This is a genomic window from Microbacterium sp. CGR1 (genome assembly GCF_001266755.1).
Lineage (GTDB): Bacteria > Actinomycetota > Actinomycetes > Actinomycetales > Microbacteriaceae > Microbacterium.
The window spans coordinates 1,776,453-1,794,144 of record NZ_CP012299.1 but is presented as its reverse complement, the minus strand read 5'-3'; the positions used below and the strand labels follow the sequence as shown (position 1 = coordinate 1,794,144).

Annotated in this window: 10 protein-coding genes; 4 read left to right on the top strand and 6 right to left on the bottom strand. The window is 67.4% G+C overall.

Annotated elements, in window-relative coordinates; genetic code table 11:
- Window positions 1–74: 74 nt before the first annotated feature.
- The 5 genes from AKG07_RS08680 to AKG07_RS08660 form a co-directional block, all read right to left on the bottom strand.
- Entirely contained in the window at window positions 75–1,193 is a 1,119-nt protein-coding gene (locus AKG07_RS08680; RefSeq protein WP_053097503.1) for a polysaccharide pyruvyl transferase family protein, read from the bottom strand.
- Between the two features lie 273 nt (window positions 1,194–1,466).
- On the bottom strand, window positions 1,467–4,532 hold the full coding sequence (locus tag AKG07_RS08675) for a glycosyltransferase (protein WP_150115100.1): 3,066 nt from the start codon (window positions 4,530–4,532) through the stop codon (window positions 1,467–1,469).
- 57 nt (window positions 4,533–4,589) lie between these two features.
- Complete coding sequence (locus tag AKG07_RS08670) at window positions 4,590–6,968, bottom strand: glycosyltransferase (protein ID WP_053097501.1); 2,379 nt, start codon at window positions 6,966–6,968, stop codon at window positions 4,590–4,592.
- An 11-nt stretch (window positions 6,969–6,979) separates the two neighbouring features.
- Window positions 6,980–9,316 carry a glycosyltransferase family 4 protein gene (locus AKG07_RS08665; RefSeq protein ID WP_053097500.1) on the bottom strand — a complete coding sequence of 779 codons (2,337 nt, stop codon included), beginning with the start codon at window positions 9,314–9,316 and terminating at the stop codon, window positions 6,980–6,982.
- 15 nt (window positions 9,317–9,331) lie between these two features.
- Window positions 9,332–10,372 carry a hypothetical protein gene (locus AKG07_RS08660; RefSeq protein ID WP_150115099.1) on the bottom strand — a complete coding sequence of 347 codons (1,041 nt, stop codon included), beginning with the start codon at window positions 10,370–10,372 and terminating at the stop codon, window positions 9,332–9,334.
- A 24-nt stretch (window positions 10,373–10,396) separates the two neighbouring features.
- Between AKG07_RS08660 and AKG07_RS08655 the strand changes: the two genes are divergently transcribed.
- Window positions 10,397–11,446 carry a hypothetical protein gene (locus tag AKG07_RS08655; protein WP_053097498.1) on the top strand — a complete coding sequence of 350 codons (1,050 nt, stop codon included), beginning with the start codon at window positions 10,397–10,399 and terminating at the stop codon, window positions 11,444–11,446.
- A 16-nt stretch (window positions 11,447–11,462) separates the two neighbouring features.
- Here AKG07_RS08655 and AKG07_RS08650 read toward each other — a convergent pair whose 3' ends face one another.
- Window positions 11,463–13,796 (bottom strand): glycosyltransferase, encoded by a 2,334-nt coding sequence (locus AKG07_RS08650; protein WP_053097497.1) that lies wholly within the window; start codon window positions 13,794–13,796, stop codon window positions 11,463–11,465.
- A gap of 40 nt (window positions 13,797–13,836) precedes the next feature.
- Here AKG07_RS08650 and AKG07_RS08645 point away from each other — a divergent pair, with 40 nt between their 5' ends.
- From AKG07_RS08645 to AKG07_RS17940, 3 genes are all read left to right on the top strand, one after another.
- Window positions 13,837–15,003, top strand: a complete 1,167-nt coding sequence (locus tag AKG07_RS08645) for a nucleotide sugar dehydrogenase (protein ID WP_053097496.1) — start codon at window positions 13,837–13,839, stop codon at window positions 15,001–15,003.
- Between the two features lie 103 nt (window positions 15,004–15,106).
- Entirely contained in the window at window positions 15,107–15,958 is an 852-nt protein-coding gene (locus AKG07_RS08640; protein WP_053097495.1) for an ABC transporter permease, read from the top strand.
- Entirely contained in the window at window positions 15,951–17,672 is a 1,722-nt protein-coding gene (locus AKG07_RS17940; RefSeq protein WP_233277349.1) for an ATP-binding cassette domain-containing protein, read from the top strand. Before AKG07_RS08640 ends, AKG07_RS17940 begins: the two co-directional genes overlap by 8 nt.
- The last annotated feature ends 20 nt before the right edge of the window (window positions 17,673–17,692 follow it).

The following is a 17,692-nucleotide window of genomic DNA, read 5'->3' as shown; positions in this document are numbered from 1 at the left end:
ATCGCGGTGTGATTCCGTCGGCCCCGCTGCGCGGGGCCGACGGCGAGTGTGTCCGCCTCCTGGCCGACGCGCTGCTAGTGGGCAGCGACCGTCCGGGCAGCGCCCTGCAGTGCCCCTCGAAGCTCAGCCCAGTGATCGTCGATTCTCCGGAGGGCCGGCTCGATATCGACGGGGGTCAGTGCGGTCTGCCGGCCGCCGGCGCTGAGGACCTTCAGGGCCTCGTCCCAGCTCGAGACCAGGCGTTCTTCGGCGTCGAGGTGCGCAAGCAGCCCGCGGAACTTGTGCTGGGCGGCGTGGCTGGCGACGATGAGTCCGGGGACTCCGAACGACGCGGCAGTGATGAACCCGTGCATGGATGAGCCGATGTACGCGCACGAGCGAGAGATCACGTAGGCGATGTCCTCTACGGCCTTCGGCGCTCCGAACACGACCGGGTCAGAGTGCATCTGTGCAGCCACCGTCTCGGCGAAATCGTCGTCGCCGTGACAAGGACCGATGGCGATGAGGACGATCGTCGCTTGGAGCGTCGCGGATAGCTCATCGAGACGTCGGGCGAGCGACGCGACGTCGCCGCCCTTGTAGCGGGCATTGATGTGCACTGCTGCGAACCGGGAGTCCAACGTCTCCGTCAGCCGGGTCGGCGCGTCCAGGTTCGCAGGCGCGCTCGTGGTGAACATGTCGCGGAGTTCCAGTGCGGAATCGGGGACCACGGTGGCTCCCGGGACGCCGATAGACCGCAGTACCTCTTGGCTGTAGGTGTCGCGGACGGAGAGGTAATCGGCTCGGGAGGCGAAGCGACGCATCAGAGGTGCGGCCGTCCTGCCCGGCACCTTGGGAACTCCCGGGGCGTTCACCACCAGAGGGATCCGCTGTCTCGTTGCGAGTTGCGTGGCACCGAGCCACAATCGCGGGTACGCCACGCTTTTCACACTCTTGTAGGTGGCGAGGTTGGTCCCATTGTCATGGATGATGTTCCCGCCCCCGACAACGGCGGCGTCGAACTCGGTTCCTGCTCGCTGCACGTCGGCCAGAGAACGGCTGACGGGAACATCCCGATAGATCCGTATGCCGCCTACCGGCGATATATGAACGACCTCATCTGAGATGTCTGCGAGTCGCCATTCCAGAAGACGGGGGAACAGGAGATCGCCGTAGTTGGCGACGTCGAATGTGCCGAAGTGAGCAATTCGCACTAGGTCTCCCAGTCTTCGTGCACGATGCGGGTATTCATGTCAGAGCAAGTCGAGGCCCCGGAGCCGCTCGTCGAACCGGGCGGGTACTCGACGGGCGCGGAACCTTCGGGTGGTCTTCTGACCGGCGACGCTGTCACGAACTATACAAGCGAATCGAGAGAGAAGGCGAGTAGTCGTGGACTCGCCTCGCCGGGGGTCGGGAAGCGTGCCGGCATCCGATGATCGATCCCATTCGGATACCCGGGCTGTGGAGGCGTGGCACGTGCCCTCACGTCAGCTACGCCGCGACAGCGCCGCGTCGAGAAGCGTACGGGCCCGCGAATCGAAGGAGTGATCCGCGCGGATTCTCGAGGCGATCTCGGCCATCCGCTCGGCCGACGGCATCCAGCTTCGATCGGTGACGAGCTCGCGCATGCGCTCCACCGAGTCCGCGACGACCACGGCACCTTCGAAGATCTCCAGGCCGTCGATCGCGTCGCTGATCAGCGGTGTTCCGCAGGCGAGGGCATCGAACGTGCGGTTGTTGATGAAGCCCCACTCCGCCATGTCGGAGAAGTGGTCATTGAGAACGATGTTCGCCGACCTGTAGGCGTGCGGCAGACGATCGGCATCGAGGTACCCGTCGCGCACATAGCGCTCGGGCGCGAACTTGTGCCAGCCGGGGCCCCAGAGGCCGACCGGAGCTTCGGCCTGCACGGCCATTCCCACGATGGCGCGTCCGAATTCGTGCCCGTGACTTCCTCCGACGAAGATCAGATCATCGGGCTCACTGACCGGGTCCAGGTCGGGCCTGAAGCGTTCAGGCGACGTCGCCTGCAGAAGCGGCTCGATGGTTCGACCGGAGCGTGCCGACATCCAAGCGGCCCACTTCTCCGAGGCGGCGTACACGAGGTCGTATCCGCGAACCTCGTCGACAGTCACCAGCTCCGGTCGGCTGATCACCCAGAGGATGTTGACAGCCCCGGGCTGCGGAGGGATCGCATGGCGTCCTCGCAGTGTCAGCACGACGTCGTCGAGGTACGAGGTCGACCGGGTCCAGGCCTCATGCCGATCCGTGACAACCTGCTGCCCCTGAGCCCTGAGTGCGCGTGCGAGATCGGACGCGAACGGGATGTCACCCCAGTGATCGCCGCCCCGCGTGCACGGAACGCCGGTCTTGATGGCCCAGCGCAACTGCGTGGGTGAGGTCGCGGATGCGGTCTCGAGACGACGCGACTCTCTCAGCAGCACTGGATTGGCCGACGGCTGCCCAGGGCTGAAGGTGGGCGCGAAGCCGGCGACCGTCATACCCAGAGCGCCGTAGCGGTATCGGTCGTCGGGTGCGCTCTGTCCGTGCCAACGCTCGAGATAGGTGCGGCGATTCTGCACCTGTCGGCGTTCGCGATAGGCACTGGTGCCCGGCTGATGAACGACGATCGCTTGCGGTTCGCATTCGAATCGAGCCGTGGGCATCTCGCGCTTCGCCCGACGGCAGAAGTCCATATCTTCGAGGCCGTTCGCATACATCGGGTCGAAGCCCGAGAGCTCGGCGAAGATCGCGGCGTCGAAAAGACTGGCGCTGGCGCTGATGGCGGTCAGGTCATCAGTCCGTACGACTGCGGCGTCGTCGATAGTGAGATTCGCGAGCAGCCCGCTCGGCAGGGGCAGCTGGTCGTAGAAGGCATAGCCGGCGTGCTGCACTGTGTAGTCCCGGTTCACCAGGAGGGCTTGAACACCGGCTGCCCCGCGCTCCCGCCGCCTCGTCGACAGGGCCTCGAGCCAACCGTCTCGGGCATCCGCATCAGGGTCGAGGAACGCGACCTGAGCGCCCGTGGTGAGGGAGAATCCGTAGTTGGCCGCGAGGGCGAAGTTGTTGTTCGCCGGGAGGCGGACGTACCGGACTCGCGGTTCGCTCATATAGCGGAGCGTCAGGTGCCGACCGACCGCAGCACGTGAACCGTTGTCGATGATGACGACCTCGAGATCGTCATCGAAGGAGTGCAGGAGGCGGTCGATGGACCGAGCGGCGTGCCCTGTCGATCCGGCGACGACAGTCACGAGGCTCGTGCGATCTGCGACGCGGTCCTCGACGGACCGGCGCGTGGCCTCCCAGTCGATGAGGTTGCGCTCAGTGACGACCCACTGCCAGTGCTGTGACTCATTCTGAGTGATGCGCCCGTCGGCACTCTTGTTGTCGTATTCGCATCCGACGAACGGGAGGTATTCGAGTCGTCCCAGCTTCGCCAGTCGAAGGACGAGGTCGTAATCCACCCAGCGGCGCAGCGTGACGTCGAAGACGCCGGTCTCCTGCAGGGCCTGCGCCCGAACCACCAGCACGTTCAAGTCGATGGAGTTTGCGAGCTGAAGGTCGATGAGCTGTGCATCGCCGCCGCGATAGGCCACATCGTCGTCGCCGTGCAATCGCAGTCCAGCATGGGACGCGACGACGTCGGGAGCCGCGTCGAGGGCAGCCAACGACAGCTCGAGGAATCTGCGGGTCCAACTGTTGTCACTGTCGAGGAACGCGATGAACTCGCCCCGCGCCTGCTCCAGCCCGGTGTTGCGGCTGGCGCCGACGCCCGCGTGGGGACCTGCGAGAAGGCGCACCCGAGGGTCGGTGCGCACGTACTCTGCGACGACGTCACGTGTGGTGTCGGTCGACCCGTCATCGACGACGATCAATTCGAACTGGTCATGGGTCTGCGCGAGCACGGATTCGATCGCCACCCCCACGAGATCGGCTCGATTCAGAACCGGCATGATCACGGAGACGAGCGCGCGCGAGGGAGCGTTCGCCGAAGTGACGCCCGTGATCCACTGCTGAGTCTCTTTGTGGTCCCATGTCTTGCGACGAGGCGGCAGCGCGGCGGCCATCTGGTCCCGGTGGGTCTCTGCGAACTCGATGGCCGCCCTGCGCGCCTCGCCAAAGGTCGGGACGGCGCCCGCGAACCCCTCGGGGACAGGGAGAACCTGGTCGGGGCGGAGACGGGAGAGCAGGTCCAGGGGGTCTTCGTCGGTGAGGCGAGGATCGAACAACGGCCCCCAGGCATGTGTCCGCGCGTGGGGGCTGCGCAGGTAGCTGAGCAAGGTCGCCACGCCGTCTCGCGCGCGGGTCGCATTGCGGACGCTCGAGGGGAAGAACTCGATCTCGATCAGCGGGTGCGGAGAAAGCCCCGATCCGATGCCGTGAGCGAGATAGTGCTGCATCGCCTGTCGGGGTGTCTGCCCCTTCAGCTGGACGATCTCGGAGTAGTAGGAATGGTCGAATATCCCGCTCCTGAGCAAGGCGCCCGTGGCGTACACGCGGCGTGCCTCGATGTACTGAGCCCGCGCCGTCTTCTTCAATCCTGCTACCGACACTCGCGATTCCCCCTGATATATGGCGTTTTGTCTGATGCTATTCGATGTCGTCCGCGCTCATGCGGAGGTGATCGCACGCCGCACACGCTCGGCGGCGGGTCTCAGCCACGGCGCGCGCGCGAGCACAGCCCGCGCCGCCGGGATCGTCTTGCGCGAGAGGCGTCGTGCGAGCGTGCCCCGGCTGCTCGTCGTGGAGTCCTCGCCGCCACTGCGCACATTCGTGCTGCGCGAAGGAGAGCGCGTTGCCGCATGCTGCTCGGCGAACATGATGGACAGGTCCACGATCTGCCGGACATCGGCGAGAGTCGGTTCGGGCGACAGCTCGGACGGCAGCGTGCCGGAGACGAGTCCGCGATACCAGGACGCAAAGTCGTGGGAGAGTTCGCGCTCGGCCGCGACCAGCGATGCGTCCGACATGCGTGCGTAGCGGGTCGGATCAGCCACGATCTCGGCGACACGTCGGGCAAGCGCCTCGGCATCCCCCCATCTCGTCGTCGCGACACCGCCGTTCTCGCGGGTCACGGCCAACCACGGCAGGTCGTACATCGCGACAGGGAGACCTCGCGACTGCGCCTCCGGGATGGTGAGCGGGTAGCCCTCGATGATGCTGGTGTTCACGAAGAGATCGGCGGAGTCGATCGCCGCGAGGAGCGCGTCGCCACGAAGCGGTCCTACGGCCGTGACTCGGTTGCCCAGTCCTCGTTCCTTGGCCGTTCTGTTCAGCTGCGCGGCAGTCATGTCTCGCCAGTCGGGACCGATGATCCGAAGGCGGAAGTCGACACCCATGCGATCGAGATGCTCGGCCATGTCGATCAGTTCGCTCACCCGTTTGGTGCGTGCCTGCAGTCGCCCCCACCAGACGAGTTCGGCCCGACGGCCCGCAGGTGCTCGCCTAGGCGCGGCCACGATTCCCGCGGCGAGCAGGTTCGAGGACGGCGGATTGGGCAGGTAGGACACACGCGGCATCCCCCGCAGCTTCCAGAATGCGACGTCGAGCGGCGAGAGGACGACGAGATGCGAGAGCAGGGGAAAGTAGCGCGGGGCGGATTCGAGCCGTGCGAGACCGAGCAGCAGCGATCGACCGGCGAAGTTGTGCGACCAGCCGATGGTGGCGACGCCCTCTGCGCGCGCCGCGAGGGCGAAGGCCTGCCATGACGTCGAGTACTGCCACTGGTGATCGATCACGAGATCCACTTCGTGGAGCGCGCATACCTCGGCCCATTGCGCGAGCGCGCCGCCGAGAGTGTCAGTCGACACCTCGGCGAACCCCACCCCTGCCGGAAGGCTGGAGAGGTCGCTCCCCGGCTCACGCGCGACGACCGTGACCCGGAACCCGGACTCCTGCAGCACTCGCGCCTGAGAGATCACGACGCCCGAGATCCCGCCGGTGCGCAGATGGTTCGTTGCGAGCATGATGCTGCGCACCGGCCGAGCTGCGAGGTCGATCGCGTCACCGTGCGCGGCGAGCGTGTCGATCGCCTGGGGCCAGTGCAGCGCGGTGGACTGCACGATGTCGCTGGCGGAGGCCCGCGTGTACAGGTCGGCGAACATCGCACCCTGCAGATCCGAGCGCGTGTGCTCCGCGAGATAGCGCGTGGTGTAGCCGATGATGGCGCGTCGGACGGACGCGTAGCTCGTGAGGACGAGATCGGAGTCCGTGCTGGTGCTGGCGATCTGTCGAACCGCCGGCTCTATCGAATCGATGGATCGGATGGCGCCCGCGTAGAACGATGCTGTGCGGAGATCGCGCACCTTCTGACCGCTGCCACCGCGCCCGAAGTGATAGCGGTACAGACGGTCCGGGATCGACTCGAGGCGCGTGGCCAGCGCTGCGGCGAGGAAAGTGATCGGCAGGTCGTTGACCCTCGGCAGCACGAGATCTGCGGGCATGAGCGCGTAGGCATCGACGAGCAGGCGGGTACGGAACAGGTACCGCCACAGCTGCCCCTGGGCGGGACGATCGAGTGGGAACAGGTTGCGGAGCACATCGCTTCCGGCGAGCGACGAGTGCTTCGGCTGCAGGCGCGCCTCGAACCGCCCGCCGGTGCGACCGTCGAGCTGCACGACCTCGACGCCGAACTGCACGAGGTCCGCGCCGGTCGCCGTCGCCTTCTCGACCGCTGCCTCGGCTGCGGTGCCGGCGAGTTCGTCGTCGCCGTCGAGGAACAGCAGGTGGTCCGCCTTCGCCGCGAGGATCCCGGTGCGACGTGCGTGGTACGCCGAAGCGTTCTTCTCGTGACGGATCAGCCGAACACGAGGGTCTCTCGCGATGTAGCGTTCGACGATCGCGGCGGTGTCATCTGTCGACGCGTCGTCGACGACGATGATCTCGATCGCTGCGAGAGTCTGTCGAACGCAACTGTCGAGTGCGCTGGCGATCACGTCCGCGTCGTTGAAGACGGGGACGACGATGGAGACGAGGGGAGTCGCGGTCATGTGATCTCTCGTTATCGGCGCCGCAGTATGCGTGTAACGTTCGTCGCCGCCGGTCGCAGCCAGGGGGCCGCATCGATAACGCGACGGCCGATGGGGGTAAGCACGCGTTCGATGCGGATTCCGAGAGCCGGCCGCGATGAAGCGGGGAGCGCGGCCGCCCTCGTCGTGGACCGGGCCGGTGCGGGACGCGGGGGCGGCGTGCTTCGCTCGGCGAAGAAGACGAGCAGCTCGAGCACCTTGCGTCCGTCCTCGAGCGTCGGCTCTGGGGAGAGCTCCGGCGCGAGCTCCCCGCGCAGCAGCTGCGGGTAGAGCTGGGAGAAATCATGCGAAGTCGCCTCGACAGCAGCTGCCACCGAGGCGCGGGACATCGCCTCGTACCGCGCCGGATCCACGGCGAGGTCGGCGATCGCCCCGGCGAGAGCCTCGGGATCCTGCTGGGGGGTGGAGATGACTCCGTCGTTGCCCTGGATGAGCGAGAGCCACGGCAGGTCGTACATCGCGATCGGAAGACCGCGCGACTGCGCCTCAGGCAGCGTCAGAGGGTAACCCTCGATGATGCTCGTGTTGACGAAGACATCAGACGAGTCGATCACTTCGAGCAGATCGGCACCGTGCCGGGGGCCGATGGGTTCGACACGCTCCGCGACGCCGCGGGCCTCGGCGAGAGCCAGCAGCCGATCCGCACTCATATCGGCCCAATCAGGACCGACGATCCGCAGGCGGAAGTCGACTCCGAGCCGCTGCAGTGCCGCGGCGACCTCGACGAGCTGCGTGACCTTCTTGGTGTGCTCCTCGAGCCGGCCCCACCAGACGAGCTCCAGTCGCCGGTCGAGCGGCGCAGGCTTCGGGCCGCGCACTTCGCCGGCGTCGAGGAGGAACGGCGACGGTGGGTTCGGGAGGTAGCTGACATGACGGATGCCCCGCAGCTTCCAGAACGCCACATCCAGCGGCGAGAGCACCACCAGGTGTGCGAGAGCCCGGAGGTGGGTGTGCAACAGCGTCTGCAGGTCGTTTCCGTTGTAGGTGGGCCGCCCGGCGAAGTTGTGCATCCACCCGACGGTCGCCGCCCCCGCGGTGCGGGCAGCCAGTGCGAACGACGGCCAATCCCGGGAGTACAGGACGCGGTGATCGACGACCACATCGACGTCGAAGCGGCGGCAGAGCTGCGCCCACTGCATCACGCGCTGACGTCGGCTGGTGCCGGTCAGCTGCACGAGCGTCACGCCCTCGGGCACGAGCGACTCGGCGCTCCCCGCGCGGTGTGTGACGATCGTCACCCGATATCCGGCTCCGATCAGGATCCGCGCCTGCGCGAGCAGCACACCGGAGACTCCGCCCGTGGTCAGGACGTTGGTCGTCAACAGCACGCTGTGCACCGGAGTGCGACCGAGTTCGAGGCGTTCCCCCTGAGCGACGAGCGCGGGGATCGTGTCGGGAGCGAACGTCACGGCGGCTGAGATGAGGTCGAGGTCGGTGACGCAGGCACGCAGTGCCTCGTACCCGCGGGCGCGCCTCTCCGGCGGCAGTGAGGTGAAGGCGTCAAGCGCTTCCCCGATGGCAGTGAGGTAGCCCGCGGTGTGGCCGTCGAGCAGCGGTTCGGGGTAGGAGCTGTGACGGGCCTGCTCCCGGATGATCGCCTCGATGGCCCGGAACGACGCGATGCGATGCAGCGCCCGATCGAGGCGGTGCTCCGGCTCACTCTCGGTGTCGCGACGGGATGACCGGTGCAGATACTCGACCGTGCTGACAGCTGCGTACGATGTGGCCGATGCATAGGCGAGCAGCACGGTCGCGCGGTCATCGAGCGGGTGGTCGGGGGCGGTCGCGGCGTAGGCCTGTCTGAGCAGACTCGTCTCGAACAGGTGACGTGAGATGTCCAGTTCCGCCTCTGTGTCTCGCGGAACGAGGCTGCGCAGGATGTCGACTCCGTGGAGGGGGCGGGCCTCGACGGTGCGCTTCACACGGGAGCGGGCGCCCTTCGTCGCCGGGAGGGGGAACCCGACGAGCTGCGCACGCGACTCCACTGCGCGGCGGTGAAGGCGCATCGCCGTGCCACGCTGCACTGCGTCTCCAGGTTCGAGCACCAGCACATACGGTGCGCGCGCAGCGTCGATGCCGGCCCGACGCAGCTGCGCGTGAGCGGAATCCGACGGCTCGGTGATGATGACGACGCGTTCGTCGGAGAAGTGGGTCAACGCGCCGGAGCCGGCAGCGCCTGCGCGGACGCACACGACCTCGATCCGGGTGAGCGACTGCGCGAGACAGGAGCGGATGCTGCGATCGACGGCGTCCGAGTCTGCGTCCGCAGCGATGATGAAGGAGACCAGGGGAGTCGAGGGCGTCGTCATGGGATCGGGTGGCGGTCAGCGCGCTGCCGCCGCGGCGCGATACACGGCGCGATACTGCGCGCTGATCAGGTTGGGTGCCCGCGATTCGAGGTTGGGTCGGCCGGTGGGGGGATCCGCTCGGAACGAAGCGAGCGTCTTCTCGAGCTCGTCGGCCGTCAACGGGCCGCTGTGACGCCGCACCCAGGAGGGGCCGACCTCTTCGGCCAGCGACCGCGTCTGCTCGGTGTCTTCGACGAGCACCGGCCGGTCCAGGGACAGGGCGAGCATGAGGATGCTCTGGGACTCGTAGGCCTCGGCCGCTCCGACGATCACGATCTCGGCCTGACTCACCTCGGAGACGCAGCTGGCATCGGAGAGGAGTTCGTCACGGAGTGACATCGAGTCGGGGTGGTCCGCGAGGGTTCGCATGTACGCTGCCTCGTGTTCGACTGGCACCTTGCCTGCGACGCGCAGCGTCCACGCGGGGAGGTCTGCGAGGCCGAACACCGTGAGAGCGGCTCGGCATGTCGGATGGAGCGTGGTGACCGCCGTGATCAGCACGCGCCCTGGCACGGACTCCTGCCGAGGAAAGCCGAGGAACCGGTCCCGCATGTGGCTGTGGGCGACGACCCGCGCCGATCGGCCATCCGCCGCAGTCGTGGGGTGCAGAGCGAGCACCGCAGCCGCGGCGCCGTCCACGATGACTTCTGCTCGAGAGTCGGGGCCGTTCGCCTCCTCGCCGCGGAGTGTGCGCACGAGTGCGATGCGTCGGCGCCGCAGAAGCCGGATGAAGCGCTTCGCACGCCTCGTGCGGTCGCGAGCACTGCGGTCTCCGAGGACGCTCGAGATGTCGGTGAGATGGATCACATCCGCCCCACGCGCGCGAAACGGGTCGGTGCGGAACTCCAGCACGACATCCTTCGGCGCCCGCCCCTCCGAGTCGTCGCCGATGAGCTGGTCGACGTAGTCGACCCGATATCGCGGGGGACGCGAGGTGACGAGCACCGTCGGAACGGAAGCCTCGGTCGCGCCCTGTTCAGTCGCTGCCCCGGTCCTGGGAACGGGCACGGAGAACACAGAGCCACCATATAGTGGGGTGCAGTGATTGTGAAACCGACTCAGCATGTCTTCGCCCATCTCAGCGGGCAGGACGACAACCTCGGCGACTCTGCCCTGCGGCTGGCGTATCTCGCCGCACTTCGAGGCCCGGGGCGGCATGTGCACCTGCACCTCGGGGAAGCGACGAGCGACTTCATGGCGGGGTTCGCACCTGCGCCCGATCTCACCATCTACAGCGCGAGAGCGCAGTGGTCAGCTGCCGAAGCCGCGACGGCTCGCCCGGTGCTGGCGTTCAACGCCGGTGAGATCAATCCGCGTACCGGCCACTTTCCCGTTCCGACACGTGCGGCCGAGTGTGCGCGCGCTCTCGACGCGGGCGGGACGGTGATCTTCGCCGGCCTCGGCATCAAGAACGTCGACAAACTGCAGGGTGTCGCCTTCGACCCGGTCATGCGCGAGGCCCCGGTGATGTCGTGGCGGGACCGGGGGTCTCGCGACGGCGCCGGCTTCGGTGATTTCGCGCCGGATTGGGCGTACTCGGAGGGAGCGGCTGTCGACGAGTGGGCGCCGGCTGCCGGGCGGCCGCTCATCGCGGTGACGATGCGCTTCGACCGGGCGTGGCCGGGGGAGGAGTGGCTCGCATCCGTCCGCGCGTTCGCAGCTGCGACGCAGACCCGAATCGTCACCGTGGCGCAGGTGGCGCGTGACGCGCCACGAGGCGTTCACCTCGCGCGCGCTCTCGGCGGCGAGTACGTGATGCCCTCGAGCATGCGGCACGACGTGCTCGACGAATACGTGCGCGCCGTGTACCGGCAGTCGCTCGCCGTCATCAGCGACCGGGCACACGGCCTCATCATCGGCGCGACTGAAGGCGCTCATCCGATCGGCTCGGGAAGCGACCCGAACAAGATCTCCCGCCTGCTGACGGCGGTGGGGCTCGGCGCCCTCGTAGGTGGGTACGACCAGTTCGACGACTTCGCCCGTCGATTCGAGACTCACCTTCCGACGCTCGCCCCCGCGGTGGACGCCGCTCGCGTCGATATCGCGGGCCTGACCGCGCGCATCCACGCGGCGATGGATGCTGTGGCGTAACGCCGGACATCACAGGTCAGCGCGCGCCGAGCCATCTCTTCGCGCGGTGCGCGAGCGGCTGCAGCCCGGGCACCCGTCGCAGCGTCGCGCGCCCGAGCGGTGCTGCCGACTGCCAGACGCGCGTGCCCCACGTCGATGAATCGGCGGATGCGACGGTGCGGCCCTCGGCGCGCTGGGCGAAGAACACCAGCAGACCGAGCAGCTGCCTGGCATCGTCGAGCGTCGGCTGCGGTGAGAACCTCGGCGGAAGCGCACCGGTGACCACTTCGCGGTAGAGCTGTGCGAAGTCGTACTCACGCGACCGTGACGCAGCATCCGACGAGGCCAGCGACAGCTGCACATAGCGCTCCGGATCCTCGAACGTCTCCGCGAGTCGGGAGGCGAGCCCGCGCCTATCGCCCTGCGGCACGGCGACGACGCCCCGGTTCTCCTGCACCAGCGTGAGCCAGGGCAGCTCGTACATGAACACCGGCAGGCCTCGAGCCTGTGCCTCGGCGATCGTGAGCTGGTACCCCTCGATGATGCTCGTCGAGATGAAGGCATCCGCCGAGTCGATCGCGGCGACCAGGGCAGCCCCTCGCAGCGGCCCGACGGCGGCGACCGCGTCGCCGACTCCTCGCCGCCGTGCGAGCGCGTTGAGCTTCTTCGCGGTGACGTCGTCCCAGTCGGGGCCGATGATGGTGAGCTCGAATGGCACACCCAGAGCACGCAGCTGGACGCCCACCTCGACGAGTTCGCGCACCTGCTTGGTCCGCTGCTCGAGCCGCCCCCACCACACAAGTCGCAGCCGGTCGGACGGAGCGGGCTTCGCGCTCCTGCGGTCTGCCGACTCGAGCATCAGCGGCGACGGCGGATTGGGCAGGTAGGCCACGTGCTCGATGCCGCGCAGCCGGAAGTAGGCGACGTCGAGCGGCGACAGCGTCACGAGCTGGGCGAGCGTCGGGCTGCACCGCTCGATGAGTGTCAGCCGGTCGTTGCCGTCGTACACGGGGCGGGCGACGAAGTTGTGCAGCCAGCCGATGGTCGCAGCACCTTCGGCGCGGGCGACGAGCGCGAACTCCGGCCAAGTGTCCATGTAGAGCACCTGGTGGTCGATGATCACGTCGACCTTATGCGCTCGGCAGATCTCGGCCCACTGCGCGAGCTGGGCGGGGAGCTGACGGGAGGCCAGCTCGATGAACGGGATGCCGGCGGGCAGTACGCTCGTGTCGCTCCCGCCGTTGCGCGCCACGACGGTCACACGGTAACCCGCGTCGTGCAGGAAACGCGCCTGCGAGGTCAGGACCGCGGAGACGCCCCCCGTGCGCACAGTCGACGTGACGAGCAGGATGCTGCGCGCCGGACGCTCGGGCAGGCGCTGCCACGTCGTGTGGAACTTCAGCGCCGTGAGCGTGCCGGGGTAGAACCGCGCGGCCGCGTGCACGATGTCCTGACCGCCGGCGACGGTGTGCAGGTGCGCGAGGGCGCTGTCGAGTACGGCATCGTCGCTGTGCTCGACGAGCTGGAAGCACACGTATCCGATGATCGACAGCCGCACCGACTCGTAGGTGTCGCGGACGAGGCCGGGGTCTGCATGAGACGCGGAGAGGGTCTCGACGGCCGGTCCGATCGCATCGACCGAGTCGATCGCCCCGGTGTAGAACCGGGCCCGTTCGACGGAGTCGACGCGGTGTCCGCTGCCGCCGCGCCCGAAATGGTAGCGGTAGAGCTTGTCGGGAACAGCGGTGTAGCTCGTCGCGAGCGACGCCGCGAGGAAGAGCAGCGGAAGATCGTTGACGCGAGCCAGCGCGAGGTCTTCCGGGACCAGGGAGTAGGCCTCGCGCAGAATACGCGTGCGGAAGAGGAATCGCCAGAGCTGGCCCTGAGCCGGCTTGCCGACCGGGAAGAGCCCGCTCAGCACGGCGTGGCCGGTCAACGGACGCTGCGGAGGCTGCAGCCGCACCTCGTAGGGACTGCCGGTGCGGCCGTCCCGCTCGACCACGGTGACGCCGAAACCGACGATGTCGGCATCCGTCGCCTCGGCCTGCGCGACCGCGATCGCCGCGGCATCCGGCGTCAGCTCGTCGTCGCCGTCGAGGAACAGCACACGATCGGCGCTCGCCGCGAGGACGCCGGTGCGGCGCGCCTGGAACGCCGAGAGATTGCGTTCATGGCGCACGACCCGCACGCGCGGGTCGCGTCGCCGGAATCGCTCGAGCACGGCGGCGGTGCCGTCGGTCGACGCGTCGTCGACGCAGACGATCTCGATGTCGACGAGGCTCTGCGCGAGCGCGCTCTCGAGAGCCGTCGCGACAGTCGCGTCGTCACCCGAGACCGGCATGACGATGGTGAGCTGAGGGCGCGGTGTCATCGCGCACGAGTCTATCCGTGGGCCGGGATAGCCTGAGGGCATGAAGATCGCCATCGCCGGGACCGGATACGTCGGCCTGTCCAACGCCGTCATCCTCGCCCAGCACCATGAGGTGTTCGCCGTCGACATCGACCCCGCGAAGGTCGAGATGCTCAGCCGCAGAGTCTCGCCCATCGCCGATGTCGAGCTCGAGGACTACCTCGCCACGCACGAGCTCGACCTCACGGCGACGGTCGATGCCGACTCCGCCTACCGGGATGCCGAGTTCGTCGTCGTCGCGACGCCGACGAACTACGACGAGGTCACCAACTACTTCGACACCTCGTCGGTCGAGAACGTCATCGACACCGTGCTCGCGGTGAATCCCGACGCCGCGATCGTGATCAAGTCGACCGTGCCGGTCGGGTTCACCGCGCGTATGAAGGCGGAGCATCCGCAGTCGAAGATCGTGTTCTCCCCGGAGTTCCTGCGAGAGGGGCGCGCGCTGCACGACAACCTCTATCCCTCGCGCATCGTCGTCGGAGACCGAGGCCCCGTGGGGGAGCGCTTCGCCGCCCTTCTGCTCGAGGGCGCGATCGCCACCGACGTGCCGGTGCTGCTCACCGAGTCGACCGAGGCCGAGGCGATCAAGCTCTTCGCCAACACCTACCTGGCGTTGCGAGTCGCGTACTTCAACGAGCTCGACACCTACGCGGTGGTGCACGGGCTCGACACGAAGCAGATCATCGAGGGTGTCGGACTCGACCCGCGCATCGGGTCGCACTACAACAACCCCTCCTTCGGCTATGGCGGATACTGCCTCCCGAAAGACACCAAGCAGCTGCTGGCGAACTACTCCGAGGTGCCGCAGAACCTCATCGCGGCGATCGTCGACGCCAACAGCACCCGCAAGGACTTCGTCGCCACCGACATCCTCGCCAAAAAGCCGCGCACCGTCGGCGTCTACCGCCTCGTCATGAAGTCGGGGTCGGACAACTTCCGCGCGTCATCGATCCAGGGGATCATGAAGCGCATCAAGGCGAAGGGCGTCGAGGTGGTCGTGTACGAGCCGTCACTCGACGAAGACGAGTTCTTCCACTCGGAGGTCGTGCGCGATCTCGACGAGTTCAAGTCCCGGGCCGATGTCATCATCGCCAACCGCTCGACCGATGCGCTCGACGACGTCGCCCATAAGATCTACACGCGCGACATCTACGGCCGCGACTGACCGACGCTCAGACGACGGATAGTCGCTGGGGTAGCATGTTCCGATATGCCGCCCTGGCTCTTGGACGTCTCGCGTCAGGGTAGAGAGAGGTAGAGGAATCCGAATGGGAGCGATCGCTGCGCCCGCGGTTGCCGGTCTGACCGAGGTGGGAACCCGCCCTCGGCTTGGCGGCTATCTGGCAGAGTCATGGCGACTTCGCGCGTTCGCAGTGCGGCTGGCTGGCAGTCGCCTGATTTCGGGTCTGTTGCCGAATCGCCTCGGTGTGCTCTGGATCGTCCTCAAACCGCTCTCGCTCGCGATCACGTACGGCGTGATCTTCCACTTCATCCTCTCGGGCGCCGCCCGGCCCGAGAACTTCGTCCAGTTCCTCATCGTCGGCGTCTTCGTCTTCGAGTTCTTCACAGGCTGCTTCGGCAACGGCTCGAAGGCGATCACCAGCAACAGCAAGCTCGTGCAGAGCTTCGGCTTCCCGCGCGTCCTGCTCCCGCTCTCGGTGATCGTCGAGCAGGCGATGCGGATGATTCCCGTCGTTCTGCTCCTCGGCATCCTTCTGCTCATCCTGGGCGAGCCGATCTCCTGGTCATGGTTGCTCATCGTCCCGGTCCTCGCGGTCATGGGCGTGTTCAACTTCGGGGTGGCTCTCATCGTCGCTCGGATCTCTGTGCGCACGAGAGATGTGCAGCAGCTGATCCCGATCGTGACCCGTGTGCTGTTCTACGCCAGCGGCATCTTCTTCGACGTCGACGGAGCGCTCGCCGACTATCCGACGCTACTGACCATCGTGCACCTCAACCCCATCTACGAGTTCATCGCCATCGCACGTGACGTGCTGCTCGATGGGTACACGGCTCCGTTGCTCGTATGGGTCGCTGCTCCGATCTGGGCACTGGTGGTGCTCGTCGGCGGCATCATCTACTTCTGGCAAGCCGAACCGAAGTATGGCCTCAGTGACTGATCTTCTTCTCCCCGGCCAGAAGCCGGCCATCGACGATCACGCGCCCCGAGCGATGATCGTGGCAGACGATGTGCACATCAACTATCGCGTCTACGCATCGGGCAAGCGGATGACCACCCGCGAATCGATGTTCAGCCTGCGCTCGCTCAGGGGGGGACGAGACCTTCAGACCGTCCCCGCACTGCGAGGAGTGAGCTTCACGGCCTCTGAGGGCGAGTCGATCGGCGTCGTCGGACACAACGGCTCTGGCAAGTCGACGCTCTTCCGGGCGATGACCGGGCTGATTCCGCCTTCGGACGGGCGCATCTTCGCCCGAGAGCGTCCTGTGCTCCTCGGTGTGAACGCGGCTCTCGTACCCGAGCTCTCGGGTGAGAACAACATCCGCCTCGGGCTGTTGGCGATGGGCTTCACACCTGAGGAAGCTGCCGAGCACGTCGACGAGATCGCCGACTTCGCCGAGCTCAACGACTTCATCTACCACCCCATGCGCACGTACTCATCCGGCATGGCGGCACGGTTGCGATTCGCGATCGCATCGGCGAAAGCGCACTCGATCCTCCTCATCGACGAGGCCCTCGCGGTGGGAGACCGGCGATTCCGGACCAAGAGCGAGAAGCGCATCAACGAGCTGCGTGCCAGCGCCGGTCTCGTGATGATCGTCAGCCACTCCACGAGCTCGCTGAAGGAGACCTGCGAGCGGGTGCTGTGGGTGCACAAGGGCGAGCTCATCGCCGACGGCCCCACCGACGACGTCATCGCCGAGTACATCGACTGGACGAAGAACCCGGGGTCCAGCGCCGTGGGTGCGGCCTCCGCGCCCAGGCCCTCGACGAAGAACGCCCCCGTGGCCGTCGGTTTCGATGCCAGTGACGTTGATGACCCGCAGGGTGCTCGGTCGACGAGCGGCGCGCCCGCGGCGGCCGCGATCTCCTCCGATGCCGGAGAGCCGCGCGCTCTCGCCCGGCGCGACAGGCACCGTCGGGCCGAAAGGCGCACGAGGAAGCGCAGCGCCCTGCTGATGGTGCTCTCCGGGGTCGCCGTGCTGCTCGCGGTCGCCGCCGGTGCGATCATCGGCACGCTCAGCAGCGTCGCGGCACCGGCCGGAGCCGAACCGTCCACGCGACCGACGCCGCAGCAGTCCACTCCTGCGGCGGACCCCGTGATCAAGAGCTTCACCGCGAATACCGCGACAGTCGAATGCGCCTCCGAGGAGGCCGAAGACGCACAGGTGCTGCTGAGCTGGCAGATCGATGACGCGAAGAGTGTCGCGATCGCAGCGGCCGAGACGCAGGTCGACGCGCTCGAGCTCCCACTCGCTGCAGCCTTGCCGGCGAATCTGACCGACCGAGCCGTTCCCTTCTCCTGCGCGACCGAGGCCGTCGTCTACACGGTGACCGCCGAGAACGAGGATGGCGTGAGAGTCAGCGCCCCCGTCACCGTCACGCGCGTGCTGCCGGTCGAGACCGAGGAACCCGACTACGAGGAGTCGCCGCCTGTCCCGCGGCCCTCGCAGCCGAGCGAGCCGGAGCCCGAGCCGGTCGTTCCGTCCGACCCCGCGCCTCCCGGCGAGACCGAGACACCGGCGCCGCCGACCGACCCTGGAACCGGCACGGACCCGGGCACCGGCACGGACCCAGGCACCGGCACGGACCCTGGAATCGGCACAGACCCGGGCACCGGCACAGACCCCGGAACCGGAACCATCATCCCCTGATCGTCACAGCGTGCTCGCTG